This window comes from Aeromonas sp. MdU4 (assembly GCF_041929505.1).
GTDB lineage: Bacteria > Pseudomonadota > Gammaproteobacteria > Enterobacterales > Aeromonadaceae > Aeromonas.
Genome location: NZ_JBHFMW010000023.1, coordinates 202235 through 221782 on the forward strand (window position 1 = coordinate 202235; position 19548 = coordinate 221782).

The window sequence follows — 19548 nt, forward strand, 5'->3', positions numbered from 1 at the left end:
CATTCAGTGATGGAGCAACTCTACTTTTCTGGCTTTTGGCAGTGCGGCAACATGCGCCGGTTATAGTCCGTAGCATAGGCCTCAAGCTGAGCGTATTCCGCCTCCTTGCCCGGCGTAATCACATCGGCGAATCCAGCCAGATAACGCACCCCGCAGCGGTTTTTCGCCTGCTCCTGTTCACTCTCGGCAATACCGGGGACACCACCGCCCCGGCCACCCCGCACAATAAGCCGATAATCCTGAATGTTGAGGCTCTGCGCCACCGCCTGCTCGGCCCCCTCGGGTAGGGCATAACAACCCGAGATATAGAGCAGCAACAAGCCTGCCACTACACGCAACGTCTGCGCCATATCGCACCTCCTGCCAACATCACCAGCCAAAGCGGATCCACACTACCACCGCCGCCCCCACCACCCGAACCACCGATAACGGTACTGCCCGTTGAACTGCCCGGGGTGGCAGTCGCCCGTTCCGCAGTATTAATGGTAAAAAAGATATTGTCGCTGCAAGCGAGCCGCAGCAAAGCACCTCTGGCCAGCGGGTTGGGCAGGGTAATGCTGGTCGAGCCGCTGTTGGGTATACCGGCCACCAGCGTGGTCCAGTGGCTGCCGCTATCCTGGGTCAGAGCCACATCCACATTCTGACAATTGATGGGAGCCTGGTTTGTGCCTGCCACGTCCCAGTTCAGCGTCTGGGTTGCACCCGCCACCATATTGCCCGCCAAAGGAGCCTTGATGGCAAAGACAGCACCAGTGTTGACCACTTGAACCACCGTCTCGTCACTGCTGACCGCCCCTTGACCATCGCGCACGGCAAGACGGAAATGGAGGTTACGGCTGGTGGTTGGCCAGGCCTCGCCCTTGGCCAGCACTCCCGAAATGAGTGAACTCATCGCAGGTAAACTACGGCTGGGGACTTGGGTCGGCGACAACATGCGAAACAGCGGGCGTGAACCGTCATCCACCATGGTGGCCGCACCGGTAGAGGCGGAGCCGAGATCGAGCTCCTCCCAGCTGTAGCTCAGCGGGTTGCCATCAAGGTCCACGGCACTACCGCTCAGGGTGAAGACGGTGTTGGCCGGGATAACCCGATCCACCCCCGCATCCACCACCGGCGCATTATTGGAGAGCGCCAGATTGGTGCCACAAGATGGCAACGAGGCCATCTTGGTGCGGATCTGCTCTATCGACTTGCTGTGAAAAAAAGGCACGCTATTGCTCTGCAGATCCTCCTCCCCGCAGATCCCAGCATAAGCCATGATGGAAGATCCACTGCCCGGCTCCCAAGCCGAACTCGCCTCCCGTCCACTACCACAACTACCCGAGGTACCGTTGAAGGAGTGCTCCGCCCCCATCTGATGGCCCAGTTCATGGGCTACGTAGTCGATGTAGAAGGCATCCCCCGTGGGCTGTGGACTTCCGGTCATCCCCTGTGAACGGCTGGCAGGGTTGCAGAGTGCCCCAAGCGTGGCCAGTCCGCCGCCTGAAGTGGTCAGCAGGTGACCGATATCGAAACCAGGGGCCAGCAACAAGGCTTGCTGGGTCTGGTTGATGGTCAGATCCTGAGTGGAATTGGTGAAAGGATCGGTCGCCGGATCGGTAAAGATCACCTTGTCCGTGTCCGCAGCCAGCTGAAACTCGGCCCCCACATCGCGACGGTAGACCTCATTGATCCGGTTAAGCATGGTCGCGATGGCAGCCAATGCGTCAGCCTTGGTGCCCCCGTGATAACGGGTATATTCGCCGGTCGCCGAGATGGCAATGGTGTAACGCTTGCGCTGGTTGCCGCTGACCAGCACCGAACGGGCAGTCAGATCCCCCAGCTGTGGCGAGAGCACCTCGTCCTCATCCAGTCGGCGCCAGCTCTCCTGCTGGGTATACACGGCGTACGAAGTGCCATCAAAGAGAGGATCTATATAGAAGGTTTTCCCCCGATAGGTGAACATGCCATGAAATCCCTGCGGTGTCAGATCAAAACGACCGCTGCTCTGGGGATCTTCTGCCGCACTGCCTGAATAGGTTTTGATAGCGGGGTAGCGCAGCGCCAGCGCGGGTGGCAACAGGGTGTTGGGGTGAAGTGAGAACGTGATGATGCGGCCATCGGTCAGCGGCAAACTGAGCGAGGATGGCAGCTCGCCCGTGGCGAAAAGAGGCTCAGGTACCACCACTCTCACCTTGTCAGCCCGCACATCAAACGCGACGTTTTCTGCGGTTTTTGCATCCTCAAATAACCACTCCGGTGATGCCAGCACCGGCATTGCCAGGCAAGAGAGAAACAGGGTCAGACCATACTTCATAGCGCCTCCATGCTCTATTATTATCCCCGCAAGTATGGCTTAGCCCCACATGACTCGCCGAATATCCACCTTGCACACTCCCCCCCTTCCCCCTATCATTGCGCCAGTTTGTCTGTTTCAAAGCCGCCCTCGCCGCGAGGTCGCCCATCTTTATCTGGCCAAGGTTAATTTCATGCTTAAATCCCCACTGTTGCCCCGTTTCGGGGATCTGGTCGTTGCCATTATTGACGATGTGCTCGGTCAGGGTCTTACCCTCGACCGTGCCTATGCCCGTCACTTCTCCGGCATCGAACTCAAACCACAAGAACAGGCAAGGATTGCCCTGGTCACCGGCGACCTGCTGCGCCGTCTCAGCCTCTATTGTTTCCTCACCGGCATTCAGGTGCGTCAGGCCGAAAAGAATGTCTGGCCACTGCTGCACAGCTGGCACGCCTTCCACAAGATTGCCCAGCCCAACAACCCGACACTGGATCGCTTCAATGAAGAGGCCTTCCGCCGCCGTCTGACCGAGGCGAAGAAGAACCCGGTATTGATGGATGGTTGCCCGAGCTGGCTGGAGAAACTCGGCAGCGAGCAGCTGGGTGAAGCCTGGCCTGCCGAGCGTGCCGCTCTGGCCTGGATGCCCAAGCGCTACCTGAGGGTCAACACCCTCAAGTGCACCCGTGATGAGCTGCAGGCCATTCTGGCCAAAGAGCAGGTCACCACCATTCCGGTTGATGGTGTGGAGACTGCCCTGCAGGTTACCTCCGACGCCGCCCTGTTCCGCACCAAGGCCTTTGCCGATGGTTGCTTCGAGCAGCAGGATGCAGGCTCCCAGCTGGTTGCTGCTGCGCTGGAAGTCACCCCGGGCATGCGCGTCATCGACGCCTGCGCCGGTGCCGGTGGCAAGACCCTGCATATCGCCGCCATGATGCAGGGCAAGGGCCGTCTGCTGGCAATGGATGTGGAAGAGTGGAAGCTGGAGAACCTCAAGCAGCGCGCCCGTCGCGCCGGTGCCCACAACGTGGAGACCCGGGTCATCACCAGCAGCAAGACCGTCAAGCGCCTCAAGGAGAGCGCCGACCGAGTACTGCTGGACGTGCCCTGCTCCGGGCTTGGCGTGCTCAAGCGCAATCCGGATGCCAAGTGGCGTGATACCGCCGAGCGTCTGCCGGTGCTGGTCGCGCTGCAAGAAGAGATCCTGCAGCGTTACAGCCAGATGGTGAAGGTGGGTGGTCTGCTGGTCTATGCAACCTGCTCCATCCTGCCTCAGGAAAACCGCCAGCAGGTGGACAAGTTCCTCGCGGCCAACGAGAACTTCCGTCTGCGTGACGATCATACCGTGAGCCCGTCCGAAACAGGCTTCGACGGTTTCTACATGGCCCGTATCGAACGGATCGCCTGAGCGCCCCCCCGATAACCATATAGACAAAAGCGGCTGCCATTGGCAGCCGCTTTGTTTTGGCTTGCTGACCCACGCCCGATGGGGGTTACAGCGCAGCAATCGCCTCAATCTCGATCTTCACATCCTTCGGCAAGCGGGCCACTTCCACGCAAGAGCGCGCCGGATACATGGCATCGTGCTTGGTGAAAAAGTCGTTGTAGACCTGATTCACCGCAGCAAAGTCGTTCAGATCCGAGACAAACACCGTGGTCTTGATGATGTTGCGCACCTGGCCGCCTGCCGCTTCGATAATCGCCTGAACGTTTTGCAACGAACGCAGGGTCTGTGCTTCGATGCTCTCCGGGATCTCGCCACTCACCGGATCCAGCGGAATTTGACCCGAGGTGTAGATCATGTTGCCGGTCACGCTGCTTAAGGTAACACCCTGCACATAGGGGCCGATGGCACCCGGTGCCGCTTTGGTACTGATAACTTGTCGCATCTATTACTTCCTCGTGCTGACAAACAAAAAATAGGCCCGGAGCAAGTCTGCTCACCCCGGGCATGAGAGTTACATCATGTTGGTGAAGGTTCTGGAGATGACGTCCTGCTGCTGCTCACGAGTCAGGGCGTTGAAGCGCACCGCATAGCCGGAAACCCGAATGGTCAGGCTGGGATACTTGTCCGGATTCTCGATGGCATCCAGCAGCATCTCGCGGTTCATCACGTTGACGTTGAGGTGCTGACCCCCTTCGACATCCCGCTCATGGTGGAAGTAGCCATCCATCAGCCCCACCAGGTTGTTCTCGCGATTGGCGGGCTCCTTGCCGAGCGCCCCAGGCACGATGGAGAAGGTGTAGGAGATCCCGTCCTTGGCATATTTGAACGGCAGCTTGGCCACCGAGGCGAGCGAAGCGACCGCCCCGTTGCGATCCCGGCCATGCATCGGGTTGGCCCCCGGTGCAAACGGCGCACCGGCGCGGCGGCCATCCGGGGTATTGCCGGTCTTCTGGCCATAGACCACGTTGGAGGTAATGGTCAGGATCGACTGAGTCGGCACCGCATTGCGGTAGGTCGGCAACGCCTGGATCTTCTTCATGAAGCGCTCGACCAGATCGCAGGCGATGGAGTCGGCCCGCTCGTCGTTGTTGCCGTACTGGGGATACTCCCCCTCAATCACGAAATCGACAGCCAGCCCGTCAGCATCGCGCACCGGCTTGACCCTGGCGTACTTGATGGCCGCCAGCGAATCGACTGCCACCGACAGACCGGCAATGCCACAGGCCATGGTGCGATAGACGTCGCGATCGTGCAGCGCCATCAGCGAGGCCTCATAGCTGTACTTGTCGTGCATATAGTGGATCAGGTTCAACGCGCTGATGTACTGCACAGCCAGCCAATCCATAAAGCTGTCGAGGCTGGTCATGACAGTGTCGTAATCCAGTACCTCGTCCATGATGGGCGCCACTTTCGGGCCAACCTGGATCTTCAGCTTCTCGTCCACGCCACCATTGATGCAATAGAGCAGGGTTTTGGCGAGGTTGGCGCGGGCACCGAAGAACTGCATCTGCTTGCCGATCACCATCGGGCTCACGCAGCAGGCAATGGCGTAGTCATCGCTCTCGAAATCGGTGCGCATCAGGTCATCATTCTCATACTGCAGGGATGAGGTATCGATGGAGACGCGGGCCGCATAGGTCTTGAAGGCACGTGGCAACCCTTCCGCCCAGAGGATGGTGAGGTTGGGCTCGGGCGCAGGCCCCATGGTCTTGAGGGTATTGAGGTAACGGAAGGAGTTCCTGGTCACCAGAGTACGACCATCCAGCCCCATGCCGCCGATCACCTCGGTGACCCAAATGGGGTCGCCGGAGAAGAGGGAGTCAAACTCGGGAGTACGCAGGAAACGTACCATGCGGATCTTCATGATGAAGTGATCGACCAGCTCCTGGGCATCCTGCTCGCTGATGAGCCCCGCCTTCAAATCCCGCTCGATATAGATGTCGAGGAAGGTCGCGGTGCGACCGAGGGACATGGCACCGCCATTTTGCGACTTCACCGCCGCCAGATAGGCAAAGTAGAGCCACTGCACCGCCTGCTGGGCAGTGCGGGCCGGACCGGAAATATCGCAACCGTAGCTCGCCGCCATCTCCTTGATCTGCACCAGCGCCCGCTTGTGCTCGGCCAGCTCCTCGCGCTGGCGGATCACTAGCTCCAGCTGCTCTCCCCGCTCGAGGGCCGGTTGCAGATCGGCAAACTGCAGCTCCCGCTCACGGATAAGATAATCTATCCCATAAAGTGCAACCCGACGATAATCTCCGATAATCCGACCACGGCCATAACCATCCGGCAAACCGGTCAAAATTCCCGACTTCCGACAGCGCAACATCTCTGGAGAGTAGACGTCGAACACCCCCTGATTATGGGTTTTACGCAATTCGCTGAAGGTATATTCAAATTCGGGATCCATCTCCCGACCATATGCCTCAAAAGAGCTTCTGATCATATTTACACCACCAAAGGGGTGCAGTGCTCTTTTCAACGGCTTGTCGGTTTGCAGGCCAACGATTTTTTCCAGCCCCTGCTCGATATAACCCGGCCCGTGGGCGGTGATGGTAGTGGCAATATTGGTATCAAAATCGACCGGCGCGTGGGTGGCATTCTCGATGCGGATCCCCTCCATCACCTTGTTCCACAAGGTGGTGGTCGCTTCGGTAGCATCGGCTAAAAACTGTTCGTCACCTTCATAAGGGGTGTAGTTTTGTTGAATGAAATCACGAACATTGATTTCATGTTTCCAGTTTTCACCGGCAAAACCTTGCCATGCCTGGACATAGCTATCCTGATCCAATTGCACATCAATTTTCATTAAATAAACCTCATTCACGATTCATGACATTACAGTTGAAATGTTCAGACACACTCAGCCTGGCGAACCTGTTGACCCAAGCGAATAGCATCCAGTGCAATCATTTTTTCTTCATTAGTCGGGATCACCGCAGCCTGTACTGCAGACTCCACCGCCGAAATAACCCGGTAACCCTCGCTATTGGGGCGCTGATTAAGTGACTCGTTCATTACCACGCCAAATACCTGCAGTCGTTCACACACCAGCTTTCTGATAAAGGCAGAGTTCTCGCCAATACCGCCGGTGAAAATAACGGCATCCAGTCGGCGCAATGAGGTGGCATGGCCACCAATATGGCGGGCAATACGGTGGACAAAGGCGTGGATAGCCAATTTCGCCCCGGGATGGCCTTCGTGATAAGCCGCCTCCAGTACTCGCATATCGGAAGATAGACCGGAAATACCGAGCAAGCCGGAGTGCTTGTTTAATACCCGCTCGATATCCTCAATGGATTGGCCCGTCTTGCTAGCGATATAGGCCAGGGCGCCGAAATCAATATCACCGCTACGGCTGCCCATAATCAGCCCCTCGAGCGGGGTCATCCCCATCGAGGTATCAACGCTCTTGCCATCCTGCACTGCACAAATAGAGGCGCCATTACCCAGATGGGCGATGACCAGACCGGCATTTTGCGCATTCAACGCCAGAAATAAGCAGGCCTGCTCGGCGACATAGCGATGAGAGGTACCATGGAAGCCATAACGGCGCACACCGTAATCCTGCAAATATTGATAGGGCAGCCCATAGATATAAGCTTCTGGTTTCAAGGTCTGGTGAAAGCCGGTATCAAATACCGCAATTTGTGGTTGTGTCGGAAATAGCTGACGAGCGGCCATCACACCACTCAGATTGGCGTGATTGTGCAGTGGCGCCAAAGGTGACACCTGCTTTATTTTTGCCAATACATTTTCATCAATGATCACGGCTTCGCTAAATTCACTACCACCATGCGCAATGCGATGGCCCACCAAGGTAATGGCATCCAGCAGATCTCGCGTTTTCAATTCCGCTGCAATGGCGGCCAATGCACAGGTGTGACTATTTGCGGGTAATGGCATGGCGGGCTCTTTGCCCACTTGCAATTGTGGGTGTGCAGTCTCAATACCATCAGCCATACCGGATATCACCACTTCACAGAATTGACTATCCAGTACGGAGAATTTGACCGATGAGGAGCCGCAATTGATAACCAGAACCAACGAATCAAACTTCATTACATCGCCTCGATATTAATAGTGTCGAGTCACAGCAGTCAGGGCATGTTTGCCACTGTGTATACACCGATGATCAGATAACGGATAGCCTTGCCGATGGCACAAATAATGAGTACCAACAAAAACCGGTTATTGATCACGTCTGACTGCACCATCCAGACCCAGCCAAGGGGCCTGGATGGTTAATGACTTGCAGAAAAGGTTTTCAGAACAGCTTGGAAACAATATTCAGGATGGTCAACACACCGATGATGGTGACAAACAGGTTGCTGGCCTGACCTTTATATTTTGCCAGTGCCGGTGTCTTGCTCACCGCATACATTGGCAGCAGGCAGAGCAGAGAGGCAATAATTGGCGCACCCATTGCTTCAATCAGGTCAAGGATGTTGGGGTTGACATAGGCGACCAGCCAGGTGGAACCCATGATGAACAACATACTGATCATGTTAAGCTTTTTCAAAGAGACCTTGTTCTTGTCACCTTGATAGCCAAAGCGGAGGATCAGGCCGTTCAACCCTTCCAGCGTTCCCAGATAGTGGCCGAAGAAGGACTTGAATATGGCAACCAGCGCAATAATGGACGCCGCATACTCCAGCGTGGTGGCAAACGCAGACTTACTGCCAGTCATCGATGAGAAGTGGTTGGCCAGATAGGAGAGCACAGGAATATTCTGGGCCTTGGCTTCCGCCATATTTTGCGGCGACAGGGTAAACAGACAGCTGAAGGCGAAAAACATCACCACGGCAACCATCAGCATGCTGGCACCAGAGATAATTTTGGAGCAGCGCTTCTCGGTAAAATCGCGACCAAACTCGTGCTCATACTCTTCCCGCTTGGAGACAATAAAAGAGGAGACAATCGGCGAGAAGTTGAAGGAGAAGACCATGATGGAGATGCCAAGCCAGACGGTAACCAGAATACCATCGTGACCGAACATGGATATTTCACTCAGGTTGACCTGATCAAATACCGCACCGTTCCAGTAGGGCACCAGTGAGAGGGAGATGACGATCAGGCTGGCGATAAATGGAAAGACCAGATAGCTCATTACGCGAACCATCAGATCCTTACCGAAATAGATCACGAAGGCCATCAACATCAACAATGCCAGTGCAACCACACCTCGATTGAGCGGCGCCATTTGCAGTTGATGTTCCCAGAATGCCATGAAGGTATTGGTGATTGTCACACCATATATCCACAGCAGTGGGCAGATAGCAAAGAAATAGAGGAAGGTAATTACCACTCCACCCATTTTGCCAAAATGTTCTTCAACGGTTTCGGTGATATTGGCTGAAGGATTGCTGCCGGAAAGACATAATCTGGCCAACGCCCTGTGGCAATAGAATGCGATGGGATAAGCCAGCATCAGCATAATCAATATCGGGATCAGACCACCATATCCGGCACGAATGGGGAAAAACAGCACTCCTGCACCGATAGCGGTACCGAACAGACCCAATCCCCATGTAGTATCTGATTTGCGCCATGCGCGTGCATTTTCTTTACTGCTGGTAACAACACTGTCTAATATCATGACTGCGTTCCTTACAGGCTAAACTGACGAATATTGTTCTGTTCGATTATTTCAGCAATTCGGGTCAGGTCGATATTGCCACCAGAGATAATGCTGACGGTTTTTTTACCTTCAACATAATGTTTCAACTTGCCACTAAGCAGTGCCGCAGAGGCGAGAGCACCAGCTCCTTCTGTAATAATTTTATTACGCTGGATCATGTCGACCATGCTGTGACGAATATCATCCTCGGTAACCAGTACAATATCATCTACCAATTGCTTGACGATTTCGAAAGTCAGTGAACCGGGTCTGGCCACATCACAACCATCTGCCAGCGTGCTGCTGGTTCTGTGATTGGTAATGGTGCCAGCATAGAAAGAGGCTGCCATACCGTGCACATTCTCGGATTGCACACCGATGATCTTGATGGTCGGGTTAATGGATTTAATGGCCATGGCAACGCCAGCAATCAAACCACCGCCACCGATCGGTACTATGATGTTATCGACATCATATAAATCTTCGATAATTTCCAGACCAATCGTCCCTTGGCCTGCAATCACCTTTTCGTCATCGAAAGGGGGGATAAATACGCGGCCTTCCATCTCCACTATTTCACTGACTTTGGCAATAGTGTCATTAAAGCTATTACCATGCAGAATCACTTCTGCTGAATAATCACTGGTGGCTGCAATTTTTGATTTGGGTGCACAGCAGGGCATGACGACCTTGGCATCAATACCTAACATGGCACTGGAGAGGGATACACCTTGGGCATGGTTGCCCGCCGAACAGGCGACAACACCTTTTTGGCGATCTTCCAGACTTAATGAACTGAGTTTGTTAAAGGCACCACGAATTTTAAAAGAGCCTGTACGTTGCATGTTTTCAAGCTTGAGGTAAACCTCGCCATGACAACGTTCACTGATATAATTTGAGGGTAGTTGCGCGGTCTTGTATATATGATTGGTCAGTCTTTTTTTGGCTTCAGTAATATCATGAAGACCAATGGGCAGATTGCTATACATCTTCATCGCAAGTCTCTTTTTATTTATTAATTTGTAGGGTTTTACTTCACTGGGCGCAGCGATACTAGGTTCTATCACCTGCAATTAATGTGAGCATCAACACAAAAAAACATGCAAAGAGACTAGCTCATTGTTAAATTATCAAAAAATGTGACAACAGCAACACTCGGGTCCAACAAGGATTAGAAAATATAATCAAAAAACACAAATAATATAATTAACAATTAAAAAACAAACATTTAATGATTAGATTTTGTAATCGAAAATGTTGCTTTGGAGTTACACGCAAAAACTGCTGCTTCAACCCCGTTCAAGCGATACCACAGATAAAAAAAGGAGCCAAATTGGCTCCCTTATCAACACATGAGCAATCACCGAACCCGCTTATTCTGCAGCGGCGTCATCCTGCTTGTGCTTGGCGGCAGTTTCCTTGATCAGGCTCTGCAACTCACCGGCCTGGAACATCTCGATCATGATGTCGCAGCCGCCGATCAGCTCACCTTCGACCCACAGCTGGGGGAAGGTTGGCCAGTTGGCAAATTTTGGCAATTCAGCGCGGATATCCGGGTTCTGCAGGATATCGACGTATGCAAACGGCTCGCCACAGGACATCAGAGCCTGGGAGGCCTGGGCAGAGAAGCCACAGCTGGGTAGCTTGGGGGATCCCTTCATGTAGAGGATGATGGGGTTGTCAGCCAGCTGCTGCTTAATCTTTTCAATAGTTTCCATAGGTGCCTCACTAGAGCGATTTCGGCGGCCATTCTACTGCAATCTTGCCCGAGCACAAACTGACAAAGGGGTGACCCGGCTCGAATTGCGCATAGAACCCACTCAGGCTTGATCATGATCATGGCGCCAATCAAGAGTTGTTAGGCCATCTTTGATACTGCTACAATCCCTTGGCTTTGGGCTACCCAGCCCCCTCATTTTAAAAACAACTCTTTTCACAATAGAAAAGAGTACGCAATGTCTTGCAACCGTCGCCTTCGCACGGTCCAGCCAATGGAGAGTAGAAAATGGCATTCGAACTTCCCGCTCTGCCCTATGCAATCAACGCTCTGGAACCGCACATCTCCCAGGAAACCCTGGAATATCACCACGGCAAGCACCACAACACCTACGTGGTCAATCTGAACAATCTGGTGCCAGGTACCGAGTTTGAAGGCAAGTCTCTGGAAGAGATCATCAAGGCCTCCAGCGGCGGCATCTTCAACAACGCCGCCCAAATCTGGAACCACACCTTCTACTGGCACTGCCTCTCCCCGAACGGTGGTGGCGAACCGACTGGTGCTCTGGCTGATGCCATCAACAAAGCATTCGGCTCCTTCGCCGAGTTCAAAGATGCCTTCACCAAATCTGCCATCGGTAACTTCGGTTCCAGCTGGACTTGGCTGGTGAAAAAAGCCGATGGCTCTCTGGCCATCGTTAACACCTCCAACGCCGGTTGCCCGCTGACCGAAGCAGGTACTACTCCGCTGCTGACTGTTGACCTGTGGGAGCACGCCTACTACATCGACTTCCGCAACCTGCGTCCGAAGTACATGGAAACCTTCTGGACCCTGGTGAACTGGGAATTCGTGGCCAAGAATCTGGCAGCCTGATAACGGCACCTGTTCTTGCCAAAACGCCTCACCCAAGTGAGGCGTTTTTTTATCTCTGCACGCAGTAAAAATGAAAACGGCGCCCGAAGGCGCCTTTTCTCTAACATGAGACCGCTAATTTACTGCTCGTCTATCTCATCCATATACTGGTCGAGGTTGGCATCATCCGACTGCTCCTGCGGCGTCTCCTTGAGTTCAGCTTTCTTGCCCGTCACCTTACCCTGGTTATATTGCAGGTAGAAATCCTTGGTCAACGAATAGGGATCGAGGGAATTGTCGATTATCCGTTCCTGATCGATCAGCTTGGAGCGGGTACCCAGGCCATCCAGCGCCCAATGTACCACTCGCAATGGCAACGTCAGCAGAGCATAGGGGAAATAAATAGTATCGATCGTATCGCCTACCAGCTTGCGCGTAGTCGTGGGGCCGTAGACAGGCACCATCAAATAGGCGCCATCACCGATATCGGCTTTGCCCAATACGGTATCCATCTCCAGCTTGTTGCGCTCGAGACCAGTATGCTTAGCAACATCGAAAATACCGAGCAGACCAACAGTGGTGTTGAGGGTGAAGCGTCCGAGGTTGGTTCCTGCCCCCTTCAAATCACCGGAGACCAGATGGTTGATCATGCTGCTCGGCTCATTGAAGTTTTCGACTAAATTCTCGATGCCATCCCTCATACCTTGTGGCACATAGCGTGCGTAACCATGTACCACAGGACGAGTAACATAAGGCTCCAGCACATCATAGTTGACAGCCCACATGGCCCTGTTGGCCCCTTGAAAAGGGTCACGAGGATCGGTTGCCGTACTGGTTGTGCCAGGATGACTCACCCCTGGATTGAGATCCAGACTCTCTGGGCCGGGCTTGGGCGGGCCACCGGCACAGCCAGCCAACAAGATGGCTGACAGCACTGCACCTGTACGAAGATACATATGGAAATCCTGACGTTTTATTTTGATTTATCAGAAGTATAGATAACCCGGCCCCCATCCAGGGGCCGGGTTATCAAAGAGGTATATTAGAGGGCGTGATCGATACGGATGTCAATCGGTGCAGAGGGTATCTCAGCCGTCTTGACTGGCTGGGAGAGGCCTTCAAAAGCCCCTTCCTTGTTCATCACATTATTACCGCGGGAAAGACGCGCCTTGAATTGCAGCTCTGGATAGGAGGCCAGCTTGCTTCCCTCCATCATTGCATCGCCATCACCCAGCGAGAGCGTCACCGGCAGGGTCGGCCCTGCAATGCGCTTCACCGCGATAGGCATGGGTGGCCCGTTGGGTACGACAGCAAAGATGAAGAGATAGGCATCTTCCGGCATCTGGATCCCGGTAGCCAGAGTGACATGGATAGGGAACTCCCCAGCCTTAACCTCGGATGTTGCCGAGGAGGCTTGAGCATCAGCCGCTGCGCCAGGAGTCGTCACAACCACACCACGCTGCTTCAGTTGCTCTTTTGCATACTCCATGGAGCGCTCTACCATCACATAGCGAGCTGAGCCTTTCTCCATCAACGGCAGCATGGCTTGCCAACGATCCAGTGCGATCTGGAACTCCTCTTGTTGTAGCGCCATAAAGGCATAGACAGAGCGCGCCTCAAGATTATTCGGGTCCTGCGCAATCGCAGACTGCAACAATGCATTGGCCTGCGCCTCATCCCCTGTCATCATCAACGCTTGGGCATAGGGAACCGCTACCATGGTTTTTTGTGGCGCCAGCTTATATGCAAGCTCAAGCGCATCACGGGCCATATCCGGATCTTTACCATCCAGACCTAAGCGCCCCAGCAGCAACCAGCCACGATAATCATCGGGTTCATCCTTGAGACGGGTACGCAGAGCCAGCGTGAAATCCAGCAGATCCTGTTCAGTCACGTCGGCATTCCGTTCTACCAGAATGCGGTTGCTCAACTCACCAAGACGGCTGCTCGCATCCTGCCAGCGACTCACCTCTTGCCAGGAACCCAGCTTGTAATAGAGCCCCAGACTCACCACCACCAATACCAGCACACCGGGGATCCAGATCAGACTCTTACCACCCAGAGCGGTCTGCTCCACATCGGGAATGTCGTCCAACAAGCTGCGCTGCAATTCGATAAGTGAATCTGGCTCCTCGGCCAGCACACCTTGCTCGCGCTCTTCACCAATCTCCAGCAGGCGCTGACGATAGAGCTGCTTGTTGAGCGCGGAACGACTGATGCTTTGCTTGCCTTCACCACGCCAAAGTGGCATCACCAGTGCCAGGCTCACCAGTACCAGCATGGCTGCAATTACTATCCAAAAGGCGGTCATTGTTTCTCTTCCTCTTTGAGCAGTTCAGCCAGCCGACGCTGCTCCTCTTCGCTCAGGGCGTTACCCGCTCTCTTTGTCACGACGGGAGTGCGACGACTGCGCATGAAAACCACCAGTACACCAATGACAATCACCGACAGGGGGCCCAACCAGAGGATCAGGGTAGATGCCATTAACGGCGGGTTATAGAGGATAAAGTTGCCGTAGCGGGCCACCATATAATCCACTATCTCCTCTTTATCCTTACCCTCACGCACCATCTGATAGGTTTTATCCCGCAGATCCTTGGCAAGTCCCGCGTTGGAGTCAGCAATATCCTGGTTCTGGCACTTGGGGCAACGCAGCTCCTTGGTCAGCTCGCGAAAGACCTGCTCCTGGTTGTCATTGTCGAAGGTATAGACATCGATGGCGGCCATGGCCGGCGCTTGTACAACCCATCCCAGCAACAGCAGCAGGGAAGCAATTAATACTCTCATCAGCATGGCCCTCACTTCATGGCATCAAAGATGGGTTTGAGAGTCGATGCCCAAACCTCGGGATTGATATCACCCACATGGCGATAGCGGATAATCCCCTTGCTGTCGATGAAGAAGGTCTCCGGCGCACCGTAAACCCCCAGATCCAGTCCCAACATGCCATCCGGATCATAGAGATTGATCTGATAGGGGTTGCCCAGCTCAGCCAGCCACTTGATCGCCTTGCCGCGCTCGTCCTTGTAGTTCATGCCCACGATGGGAATACCCTGACCAGCCAATTGCTTGAGATAGGTATGCTCGCCGTAACAGGTCGGGCACCAGGTAGCCCAGACGTTGAGCAGCATGGGGCGACCGGTCAGGATGCTGCGATCGTGCTGCTTGTTGAGATCATAAATGTCCTGCAGGGTGAACATCGGCACCTCTTTGCCCACCATCACGGACTCAAGCTTGGTTGGGTCAGAGTAGAGCCCTTTGAACAGGAAAACTGCGCCCAGCAAGAAGATCACAAACGGAATTAAAAACAACCAGGTCTTGCGAGTCATGCCTTAGTTTCCTCTTCACGGCGACCAAAACGATAGCGTTTATCCAGCATCGCCAGCACACCGCCGATAGCCATGAACACACCGCCAAACCAGATCCAGCGTACAAATGGCTTGTAATAAATCCGTATCGCCCAGGCGCCGTTGTCGAGCTGCTCGCCAAGTGCCGCATAGAGATCCCGAGTGATACCGGCATCAATGGCAGATTCGGTCATCGGCATCCGGGTCACCTTGTAAACACGCTTTTCAGGTTTGAGCAGGGCGACCTGCTTACCATGCTTGTGCACTTCCAGCACCCCCTTGAAGCCATCGTAGTTGGGACCGTTCTTCTCTTTTATGCCAGCAAAGACAAACTCGTAATCAGCAAATTGCACCCGATCACCTGCCTGCATCCGCAGATCTTTCTCGATACTGTAGTTCTGGGTACAAGCGATACCGATGATGCTGACCGCCAGCCCCACATGGCCGAGGATCATGGCCCAGTGGCTGTTGCCTAGCTTGCGAACCCCAACAGCAAAGCTGTGTTTGTGGGTGGCGCGCGCCCAAGTTTCCTGCACGCTGGTGACAATGATCCAGGCCCCCAGACCAATACCAACCGCAGCCCAGGACTTGAAGGTTTCGGCAAAGACCAGCGGCAACAGCACGGCAGCGGCCAGACTCAGCACCAGTGCCACGACCACCTTGCCTCTGAGTTCTCCCAGATCTTGACGGCGCCAGCGGAACAGCGGGCCAATGCCCAGCAGCAGAGCAAACGGGATGATCAGCCAGCTGTAGATATGGTTGAAGAAGGGGGTACCGATGGAGATGCTGCCCAGCCCCAGCTCCTTGTGCACCAGCGGCAACAAGGTGCCAAGCAGAACAGTCAGCAGACCCGCAACCAGCATAATGTTGTTGCAGAGCAGCAGGGTCTCGCGACTCCACAGCTCGTGCTTGCCGTGGCTCTTCACTTGCGAGCCTTTAAAGGCAAACAGCAGCAAGGATGAGCCGATCACCGCCAGCAGGAAGCCGAGAATAAACAGGCCGCGGGTAGGATCGGAGGCAAATGCGTGTACAGAGACCAGCACACCGGAGCGCACCAGGAAGGTGCCCAGCAAACTCAGGGAGAAAGCAGAAAGTGCCAGCAGCACAGTCCATGCCTTGAAGCTGGCCCGCTTCTCACTCACCGCCAGCGAATGCAGCAGGGCTGTGCCCGCCAACCATGGCATAAAGGAGGCGTTTTCCACCGGGTCCCAGAACCACCAGCCGCCCCAGCCGAGCTCGTAATAGGCCCACCAGGAGCCCAGCACGATCCCTAAAGTCAGGAAGACCCAAGCAGCCATGGTCCAGGGGCGCGACCAGCGTGCCCAGGTGGCATCGAGTCGGCCGGTCATCAGCGAGGCAATAGCGAACGCAAATGCCACCGAGAAGCCCACATAACCCATATAGAGCATTGGCGGGTGGAAGATCAGACCCGGATCCTGCAGCAGCGGATTGAGGTCACGGCCATCTACCGGAAAATAGGGCAGCGTACGGGTGAAGGGATCGGAGGTGAACAGCACGAACGCGGTGAAGCCGACCGAGATCAGCCCCAGCACGCCGAGTACCCGTGCGACGGCATCAAGGGGCAGGCGGCGGCTGAACATGGCGACGGCCGCAGTCCAGCCACCCAAGGTCAGTACCCACAGCAGCAGGGAACCTTCGTGAGCCCCCCATACCGCCGAGATGCGATAGGCTAGGGGCAGCAAGCTGTTGGAGTTAGTGGCCACATACTGCACGGTGAAGTCGTTATCAATAAAGGCCCAAGTCAGGCAGAGAAACGATAGCAATAACAACAAGAACTGAGCATAGGCAAGCGGACGGGCCGCCGACATCATGCCAAGCCGACCCAACTTGGCGCCAAGCAGCGGGTAACTACCCAGCAGCAAGGCGGTAGCAAGAGCCAGGATCAGTGAAAACTGGCCTAATTCCGGGATCATGGACGAATTCCTTTCAATTGAACGGCGACAAATGCCGACTCACAGCTACACAAGAGCGAAAATAGCGCGGGGACAACAGGGGTCATTGTTTGGCCCCTTTCAACTGCGCTTCGGTATATTCCGGCTTTAAGTGAACGCTGTTGGTGGCATCGGCGACTTCTGGCGGCATGTAGTTTTCATCGTGCTTGGCCAGCACTTCGAATGCCTGCACCGTAGTGGCATTCTTGAGGGTGCCCTGTGCAACGATCCCCTGCCCTTCACGGAACAGGTCCGGCAGGATGCCGTCATACTCCACCGTCACCAGATGACCTCCGTTATCGATAAGCTTGAAGGCTACCTTGAGGCTCTGAGGATCCCGCTGCACCGAACCCGGCACCACCAGTCCACCGATACGCAGACGTTGCCCCTCTTCCGGTTTGATTTTGTCCGGCCCCTTACCTTCCACCAGCTCGCTCGGGGTATAGAAGAGGTCGATGTTCTGACTGAGGGCATAAAGCACCAGCCCACTCACAGTGGCGAGACCCAGCGTGATTGCCAAAATGATGGTGAGGCGTTTCTTGCGTCGCGGATTCATAGGGTGTTCTCCATCTGCTGGGCCGCCTTACGGCGCTCTTCACGCGCCTGTTTGCTACGCAACTCATTGAGCAGGCTGCGGGTTTTCATACGGGTTGCGACGATAATACCGACCAGAGAGATCAGTGTCAGGCCAAACGAGAGCCAGACATAGAAGGCGTAACCGCCCATCGCCATAAAGTCACTGAAAGAGGCAAAGTGCATGCTTACTTCTCCTGCTCGGCAATCTCTTTGACCCAGGGGCGATGCCACTCCCGCATCAAGAGTTCATTGCGAAAACGCATCAAGGACAAGGCCCCGAGAAAGGCGGTGAACGCCAGGATCATGATTAGCAGCGGCCACAGCATCTCGGAGGATATGGAAGGCTTGGCAAACTTGGTGATGGTTGCGCCCTGATGCAGGGTGTTCCACCACTCCACCGAGTAGTGAATGATGGGCAGATTGATCACCCCCACCAATGCCAGAATACCGGCCGCACGCCCGGCAACAACCTTGTCACTGAAGGCATTGTAGAGAGCGATCACGCCGAGGTAGAGAAACAGCAAAATAAGCTCGGAAGTCAGGCGAGCATCCCACACCCACCAGGTTCCCCACATGGGCTTGCCCCATGCAGAACCGGTAAAGAGCGCGATAAAGGTAAACACAGCTCCCACTGGCGCCACCGCTGCCACCGTCATGTCAGCCATGCGCAATTGCCATACCAACCCGATGAAGGCAGCCACCGCCATGGTGGAGTAAGCGCCCATGGAGAGAATGGCGGAAGGCACATGGATATAGATGATCCGGAATGAATCTCCCTGCTGATAGTCCGCTGGCGCAAACGCCAAGCCCCATACAGTACCGATCACAAACGAGAGAAGACTAATTACCGCAAACCAGGGCAACAAGGCACCAGCCAGTTGATAGGCCCGCTCCGGCTTGGCATAAGGGTGCAACCATTTCCACATAGCTAAAAAAACCTTTTTTGTTATTAATCGTTGGGCGAGGCCTACCATACCGACCACAGGGCAACATCAAATACCCCGAAAGCAATAAGCGGCGCTCAATTTGATCCATCGCAACTTCATTTTTTACTCTGCTCCGTCAGGAGTCAGATCTGGCTCGACTCAGACGGAATCAATTGAGACTGACCCGCAACGCAGCCGAAACTGCCAACGGCGTCAGCGTCAGGGCACCAACCAGCATGGCGGCAAGAATCGCAAGCTGCCCACCGTAAGGCAGACCCATGCCGGCCGCATCAATGGCAGAGGTGGCAAAAATCAGTACTGGAATATAAAGCGGCAAGATCAGCAGGCTGAGCAGTACGCCTCCCTTACGCAACCCTACCGTCAGAGCCACTCCCACCGCACCGAGCAAGCTCAACACCGGCGTACCCAGTGCCAACGTCACCACCACGGCAAGATAGGTATTCATATCAAGCGACAACAAAATGGCAATCAGTGGGGAGATAAGCAACAGAGGCAAACCGGTCAGCAGCCAGTGAGCGACCACTTTGGCCAATGCCAGCAGCCCAAGAGGGTGAGGCATTAGCATCATCTGCTCCAGCGCCCCATCGGCAAAGTCGTCGCGAAACAGCCGTTCCAATGACAGCATGGCTGCCAGCAAGGCCGCAACCCAGATGATGCCGGGGGCAATACGGGCCAGCAACTTGGGCTCGGGGCCAATACCAAGTGGAAAAAGGGTGATGACGATCAGGAAAAACCAGAGCGGGTTCAAAATATCGGCACGCTGACGCAGGGCCATCAGCAGTTCACGGTGAATAAGGTGCAATACGGCGCGCAACATTAAT

The 19548-nt window shown here is 54.8% G+C and carries 19 protein-coding genes; 2 read left to right on the forward strand and 17 right to left on the reverse strand.

Features of this window, described 5'->3' with window-relative positions; translation table 11 throughout:
* Nucleotides 1-20 precede the first annotated feature (20 nt).
* Together ACE1BR_RS13205 and ACE1BR_RS13210 are read right to left on the reverse strand one after the other, a co-directional pair.
* Complete coding sequence (locus ACE1BR_RS13205) at nt 21-350, reverse strand: hypothetical protein (RefSeq protein WP_374870964.1); 330 nt, start codon at nt 348-350, stop codon at nt 21-23.
* Nucleotides 329-2296 (reverse strand): reprolysin-like metallopeptidase, encoded by a 1968-nt coding sequence (locus ACE1BR_RS13210; RefSeq protein ID WP_374870966.1) that lies wholly within the window; start codon nt 2294-2296, stop codon nt 329-331. The genes ACE1BR_RS13205 and ACE1BR_RS13210 overlap by 22 nt, the downstream gene beginning before the upstream one ends.
* Before the next feature lie 172 nt (nt 2297-2468).
* Between ACE1BR_RS13210 and ACE1BR_RS13215 the strand changes: the two genes are divergently transcribed.
* Complete coding sequence (locus ACE1BR_RS13215; protein WP_374870968.1) at nt 2469-3680, forward strand: RsmB/NOP family class I SAM-dependent RNA methyltransferase; 1212 nt, start codon at nt 2469-2471, stop codon at nt 3678-3680.
* An 85-nt stretch (nt 3681-3765) separates the two neighbouring features.
* Here the strand turns inward: ACE1BR_RS13215 and ACE1BR_RS13220 are convergent, their stop codons facing one another.
* The 6 genes from ACE1BR_RS13220 to ACE1BR_RS13245 all read right to left on the reverse strand — a co-directional run bounded on the left by ACE1BR_RS13220 (nt 3766) and on the right by ACE1BR_RS13245 (nt 11054).
* Nucleotides 3766-4161: a RidA family protein gene (locus ACE1BR_RS13220; protein WP_182937941.1), complete on the reverse strand. Its 396-nt coding sequence runs from the start codon at nt 4159-4161 to the stop codon at nt 3766-3768.
* A gap of 69 nt (nt 4162-4230) precedes the next feature.
* Complete coding sequence (gene pflB / locus ACE1BR_RS13225; protein WP_374870971.1) at nt 4231-6525, reverse strand: formate C-acetyltransferase; 2295 nt, start codon at nt 6523-6525, stop codon at nt 4231-4233.
* 44 nt (nt 6526-6569) lie between these two features.
* Nucleotides 6570-7778 carry a propionate kinase gene (gene tdcD, locus ACE1BR_RS13230; protein ID WP_374870973.1) on the reverse strand — a complete coding sequence of 403 codons (1209 nt, stop codon included), beginning with the start codon at nt 7776-7778 and terminating at the stop codon, nt 6570-6572.
* 205 nt (nt 7779-7983) lie between these two features.
* On the reverse strand, nt 7984-9315 hold the full coding sequence (tdcC, locus tag ACE1BR_RS13235) for a threonine/serine transporter TdcC (RefSeq protein ID WP_374870975.1): 1332 nt from the start codon (nt 9313-9315) through the stop codon (nt 7984-7986).
* A gap of 11 nt (nt 9316-9326) precedes the next feature.
* The gene (gene tdcB / locus ACE1BR_RS13240; RefSeq protein WP_374870976.1) at nt 9327-10331 is read right to left on the reverse strand and encodes a bifunctional threonine ammonia-lyase/L-serine ammonia-lyase TdcB; all 1005 of its coding nucleotides are present in this window, start codon (nt 10329-10331) and stop codon (nt 9327-9329) included.
* 378 nt (nt 10332-10709) lie between these two features.
* Nucleotides 10710-11054, reverse strand: a complete 345-nt coding sequence (locus ACE1BR_RS13245) for a Grx4 family monothiol glutaredoxin (RefSeq protein ID WP_374870978.1) — start codon at nt 11052-11054, stop codon at nt 10710-10712.
* 287 nt (nt 11055-11341) lie between these two features.
* Here ACE1BR_RS13245 and sodB point away from each other — a divergent pair, with 287 nt between their 5' ends.
* Nucleotides 11342-11926 (forward strand): superoxide dismutase [Fe], encoded by a 585-nt coding sequence (gene sodB / locus ACE1BR_RS13250; protein ID WP_374870980.1) that lies wholly within the window; start codon nt 11342-11344, stop codon nt 11924-11926.
* A 119-nt stretch (nt 11927-12045) separates the two neighbouring features.
* Here sodB and ACE1BR_RS13255 read toward each other — a convergent pair whose 3' ends face one another.
* The 9 genes from ACE1BR_RS13255 to ccmB form a co-directional block, all read right to left on the reverse strand.
* Nucleotides 12046-12861, reverse strand: coding sequence for a VacJ family lipoprotein (locus ACE1BR_RS13255; RefSeq protein WP_374870982.1), 816 nt, complete (start codon nt 12859-12861; stop codon nt 12046-12048).
* An 86-nt stretch (nt 12862-12947) separates the two neighbouring features.
* On the reverse strand, nt 12948-14216 hold the full coding sequence (gene ccmI, locus ACE1BR_RS13260) for a c-type cytochrome biogenesis protein CcmI (RefSeq protein ID WP_374870984.1): 1269 nt from the start codon (nt 14214-14216) through the stop codon (nt 12948-12950).
* Complete coding sequence (locus tag ACE1BR_RS13265; RefSeq protein WP_374870986.1) at nt 14213-14692, reverse strand: cytochrome c-type biogenesis protein; 480 nt, start codon at nt 14690-14692, stop codon at nt 14213-14215. Before ACE1BR_RS13265 ends, ccmI begins: the two co-directional genes overlap by 4 nt.
* Before the next feature lie 11 nt (nt 14693-14703).
* Complete coding sequence (locus tag ACE1BR_RS13270) at nt 14704-15234, reverse strand: DsbE family thiol:disulfide interchange protein (RefSeq protein ID WP_374870988.1); 531 nt, start codon at nt 15232-15234, stop codon at nt 14704-14706.
* Nucleotides 15231-17186, reverse strand: coding sequence for a heme lyase CcmF/NrfE family subunit (locus tag ACE1BR_RS13275; RefSeq protein WP_374870990.1), 1956 nt, complete (start codon nt 17184-17186; stop codon nt 15231-15233). Before ACE1BR_RS13275 ends, ACE1BR_RS13270 begins: the two co-directional genes overlap by 4 nt.
* An 82-nt stretch (nt 17187-17268) precedes the next feature.
* Nucleotides 17269-17760, reverse strand: a complete 492-nt coding sequence (gene ccmE / locus ACE1BR_RS13280) for a cytochrome c maturation protein CcmE (RefSeq protein ID WP_374870992.1) — start codon at nt 17758-17760, stop codon at nt 17269-17271.
* Complete coding sequence (gene ccmD / locus ACE1BR_RS13285) at nt 17757-17963, reverse strand: heme exporter protein CcmD (protein WP_374870994.1); 207 nt, start codon at nt 17961-17963, stop codon at nt 17757-17759. The genes ccmE and ccmD overlap by 4 nt, the downstream gene beginning before the upstream one ends.
* A 2-nt stretch (nt 17964-17965) precedes the next feature.
* Complete coding sequence (locus ACE1BR_RS13290) at nt 17966-18706, reverse strand: heme ABC transporter permease (protein WP_374870996.1); 741 nt, start codon at nt 18704-18706, stop codon at nt 17966-17968.
* Between the two features lie 169 nt (nt 18707-18875).
* On the reverse strand, nt 18876-19544 hold the full coding sequence (ccmB, locus tag ACE1BR_RS13295; protein ID WP_374870998.1) for a heme exporter protein CcmB: 669 nt from the start codon (nt 19542-19544) through the stop codon (nt 18876-18878).
* Between the last annotated feature and the right edge of the window lie 4 nt (nt 19545-19548).

Excerpts from the sequence above, each read along its gene's own strand:
- ACE1BR_RS13205 (WP_374870964.1), bottom strand. The coding sequence starts at position 350 with ATGGCGCAGACGTTGCGTGTAGTGGCAGGCTTGTTGCTGCTCTATATC.
- ACE1BR_RS13210 (WP_374870966.1), bottom strand. The coding sequence starts at position 2,296 with ATGAAGTATGGTCTGACCCTGTTTCTCTCTTGCCTGGCAATGCCGGTG.
- ACE1BR_RS13215 (WP_374870968.1), top strand. The coding sequence starts at position 2,469 with ATGCTTAAATCCCCACTGTTGCCCCGTTTCGGGGATCTGGTCGTTGCC.
- ACE1BR_RS13220 (WP_182937941.1), bottom strand. The coding sequence starts at position 4,161 with ATGCGACAAGTTATCAGTACCAAAGCGGCACCGGGTGCCATCGGCCCC.
- pflB (WP_374870971.1), bottom strand. The coding sequence starts at position 6,525 with ATGAAAATTGATGTGCAATTGGATCAGGATAGCTATGTCCAGGCATGG.
- tdcD (WP_374870973.1), bottom strand. The coding sequence starts at position 7,778 with ATGAAGTTTGATTCGTTGGTTCTGGTTATCAATTGCGGCTCCTCATCG.
- tdcC (WP_374870975.1), bottom strand. The coding sequence starts at position 9,315 with ATGATATTAGACAGTGTTGTTACCAGCAGTAAAGAAAATGCACGCGCA.
- tdcB (WP_374870976.1), bottom strand. The coding sequence starts at position 10,331 with ATGAAGATGTATAGCAATCTGCCCATTGGTCTTCATGATATTACTGAA.
- ACE1BR_RS13245 (WP_374870978.1), bottom strand. The coding sequence starts at position 11,054 with ATGGAAACTATTGAAAAGATTAAGCAGCAGCTGGCTGACAACCCCATC.
- sodB (WP_374870980.1), top strand. The coding sequence starts at position 11,342 with ATGGCATTCGAACTTCCCGCTCTGCCCTATGCAATCAACGCTCTGGAA.
- ACE1BR_RS13255 (WP_374870982.1), bottom strand. The coding sequence starts at position 12,861 with ATGTATCTTCGTACAGGTGCAGTGCTGTCAGCCATCTTGTTGGCTGGC.
- ccmI (WP_374870984.1), bottom strand. The coding sequence starts at position 14,216 with ATGACCGCCTTTTGGATAGTAATTGCAGCCATGCTGGTACTGGTGAGC.
- ACE1BR_RS13265 (WP_374870986.1), bottom strand. The coding sequence starts at position 14,692 with ATGAGAGTATTAATTGCTTCCCTGCTGCTGTTGCTGGGATGGGTTGTA.
- ACE1BR_RS13270 (WP_374870988.1), bottom strand. The coding sequence starts at position 15,234 with ATGACTCGCAAGACCTGGTTGTTTTTAATTCCGTTTGTGATCTTCTTG.
- ACE1BR_RS13275 (WP_374870990.1), bottom strand. The coding sequence starts at position 17,186 with ATGATCCCGGAATTAGGCCAGTTTTCACTGATCCTGGCTCTTGCTACC.
- ccmE (WP_374870992.1), bottom strand. The coding sequence starts at position 17,760 with ATGAATCCGCGACGCAAGAAACGCCTCACCATCATTTTGGCAATCACG.
- ccmD (WP_374870994.1), bottom strand. The coding sequence starts at position 17,963 with ATGCACTTTGCCTCTTTCAGTGACTTTATGGCGATGGGCGGTTACGCC.
- ACE1BR_RS13290 (WP_374870996.1), bottom strand. The coding sequence starts at position 18,706 with ATGTGGAAATGGTTGCACCCTTATGCCAAGCCGGAGCGGGCCTATCAA.
- ccmB (WP_374870998.1), bottom strand. The coding sequence starts at position 19,544 with ATGTTGCGCGCCGTATTGCACCTTATTCACCGTGAACTGCTGATGGCC.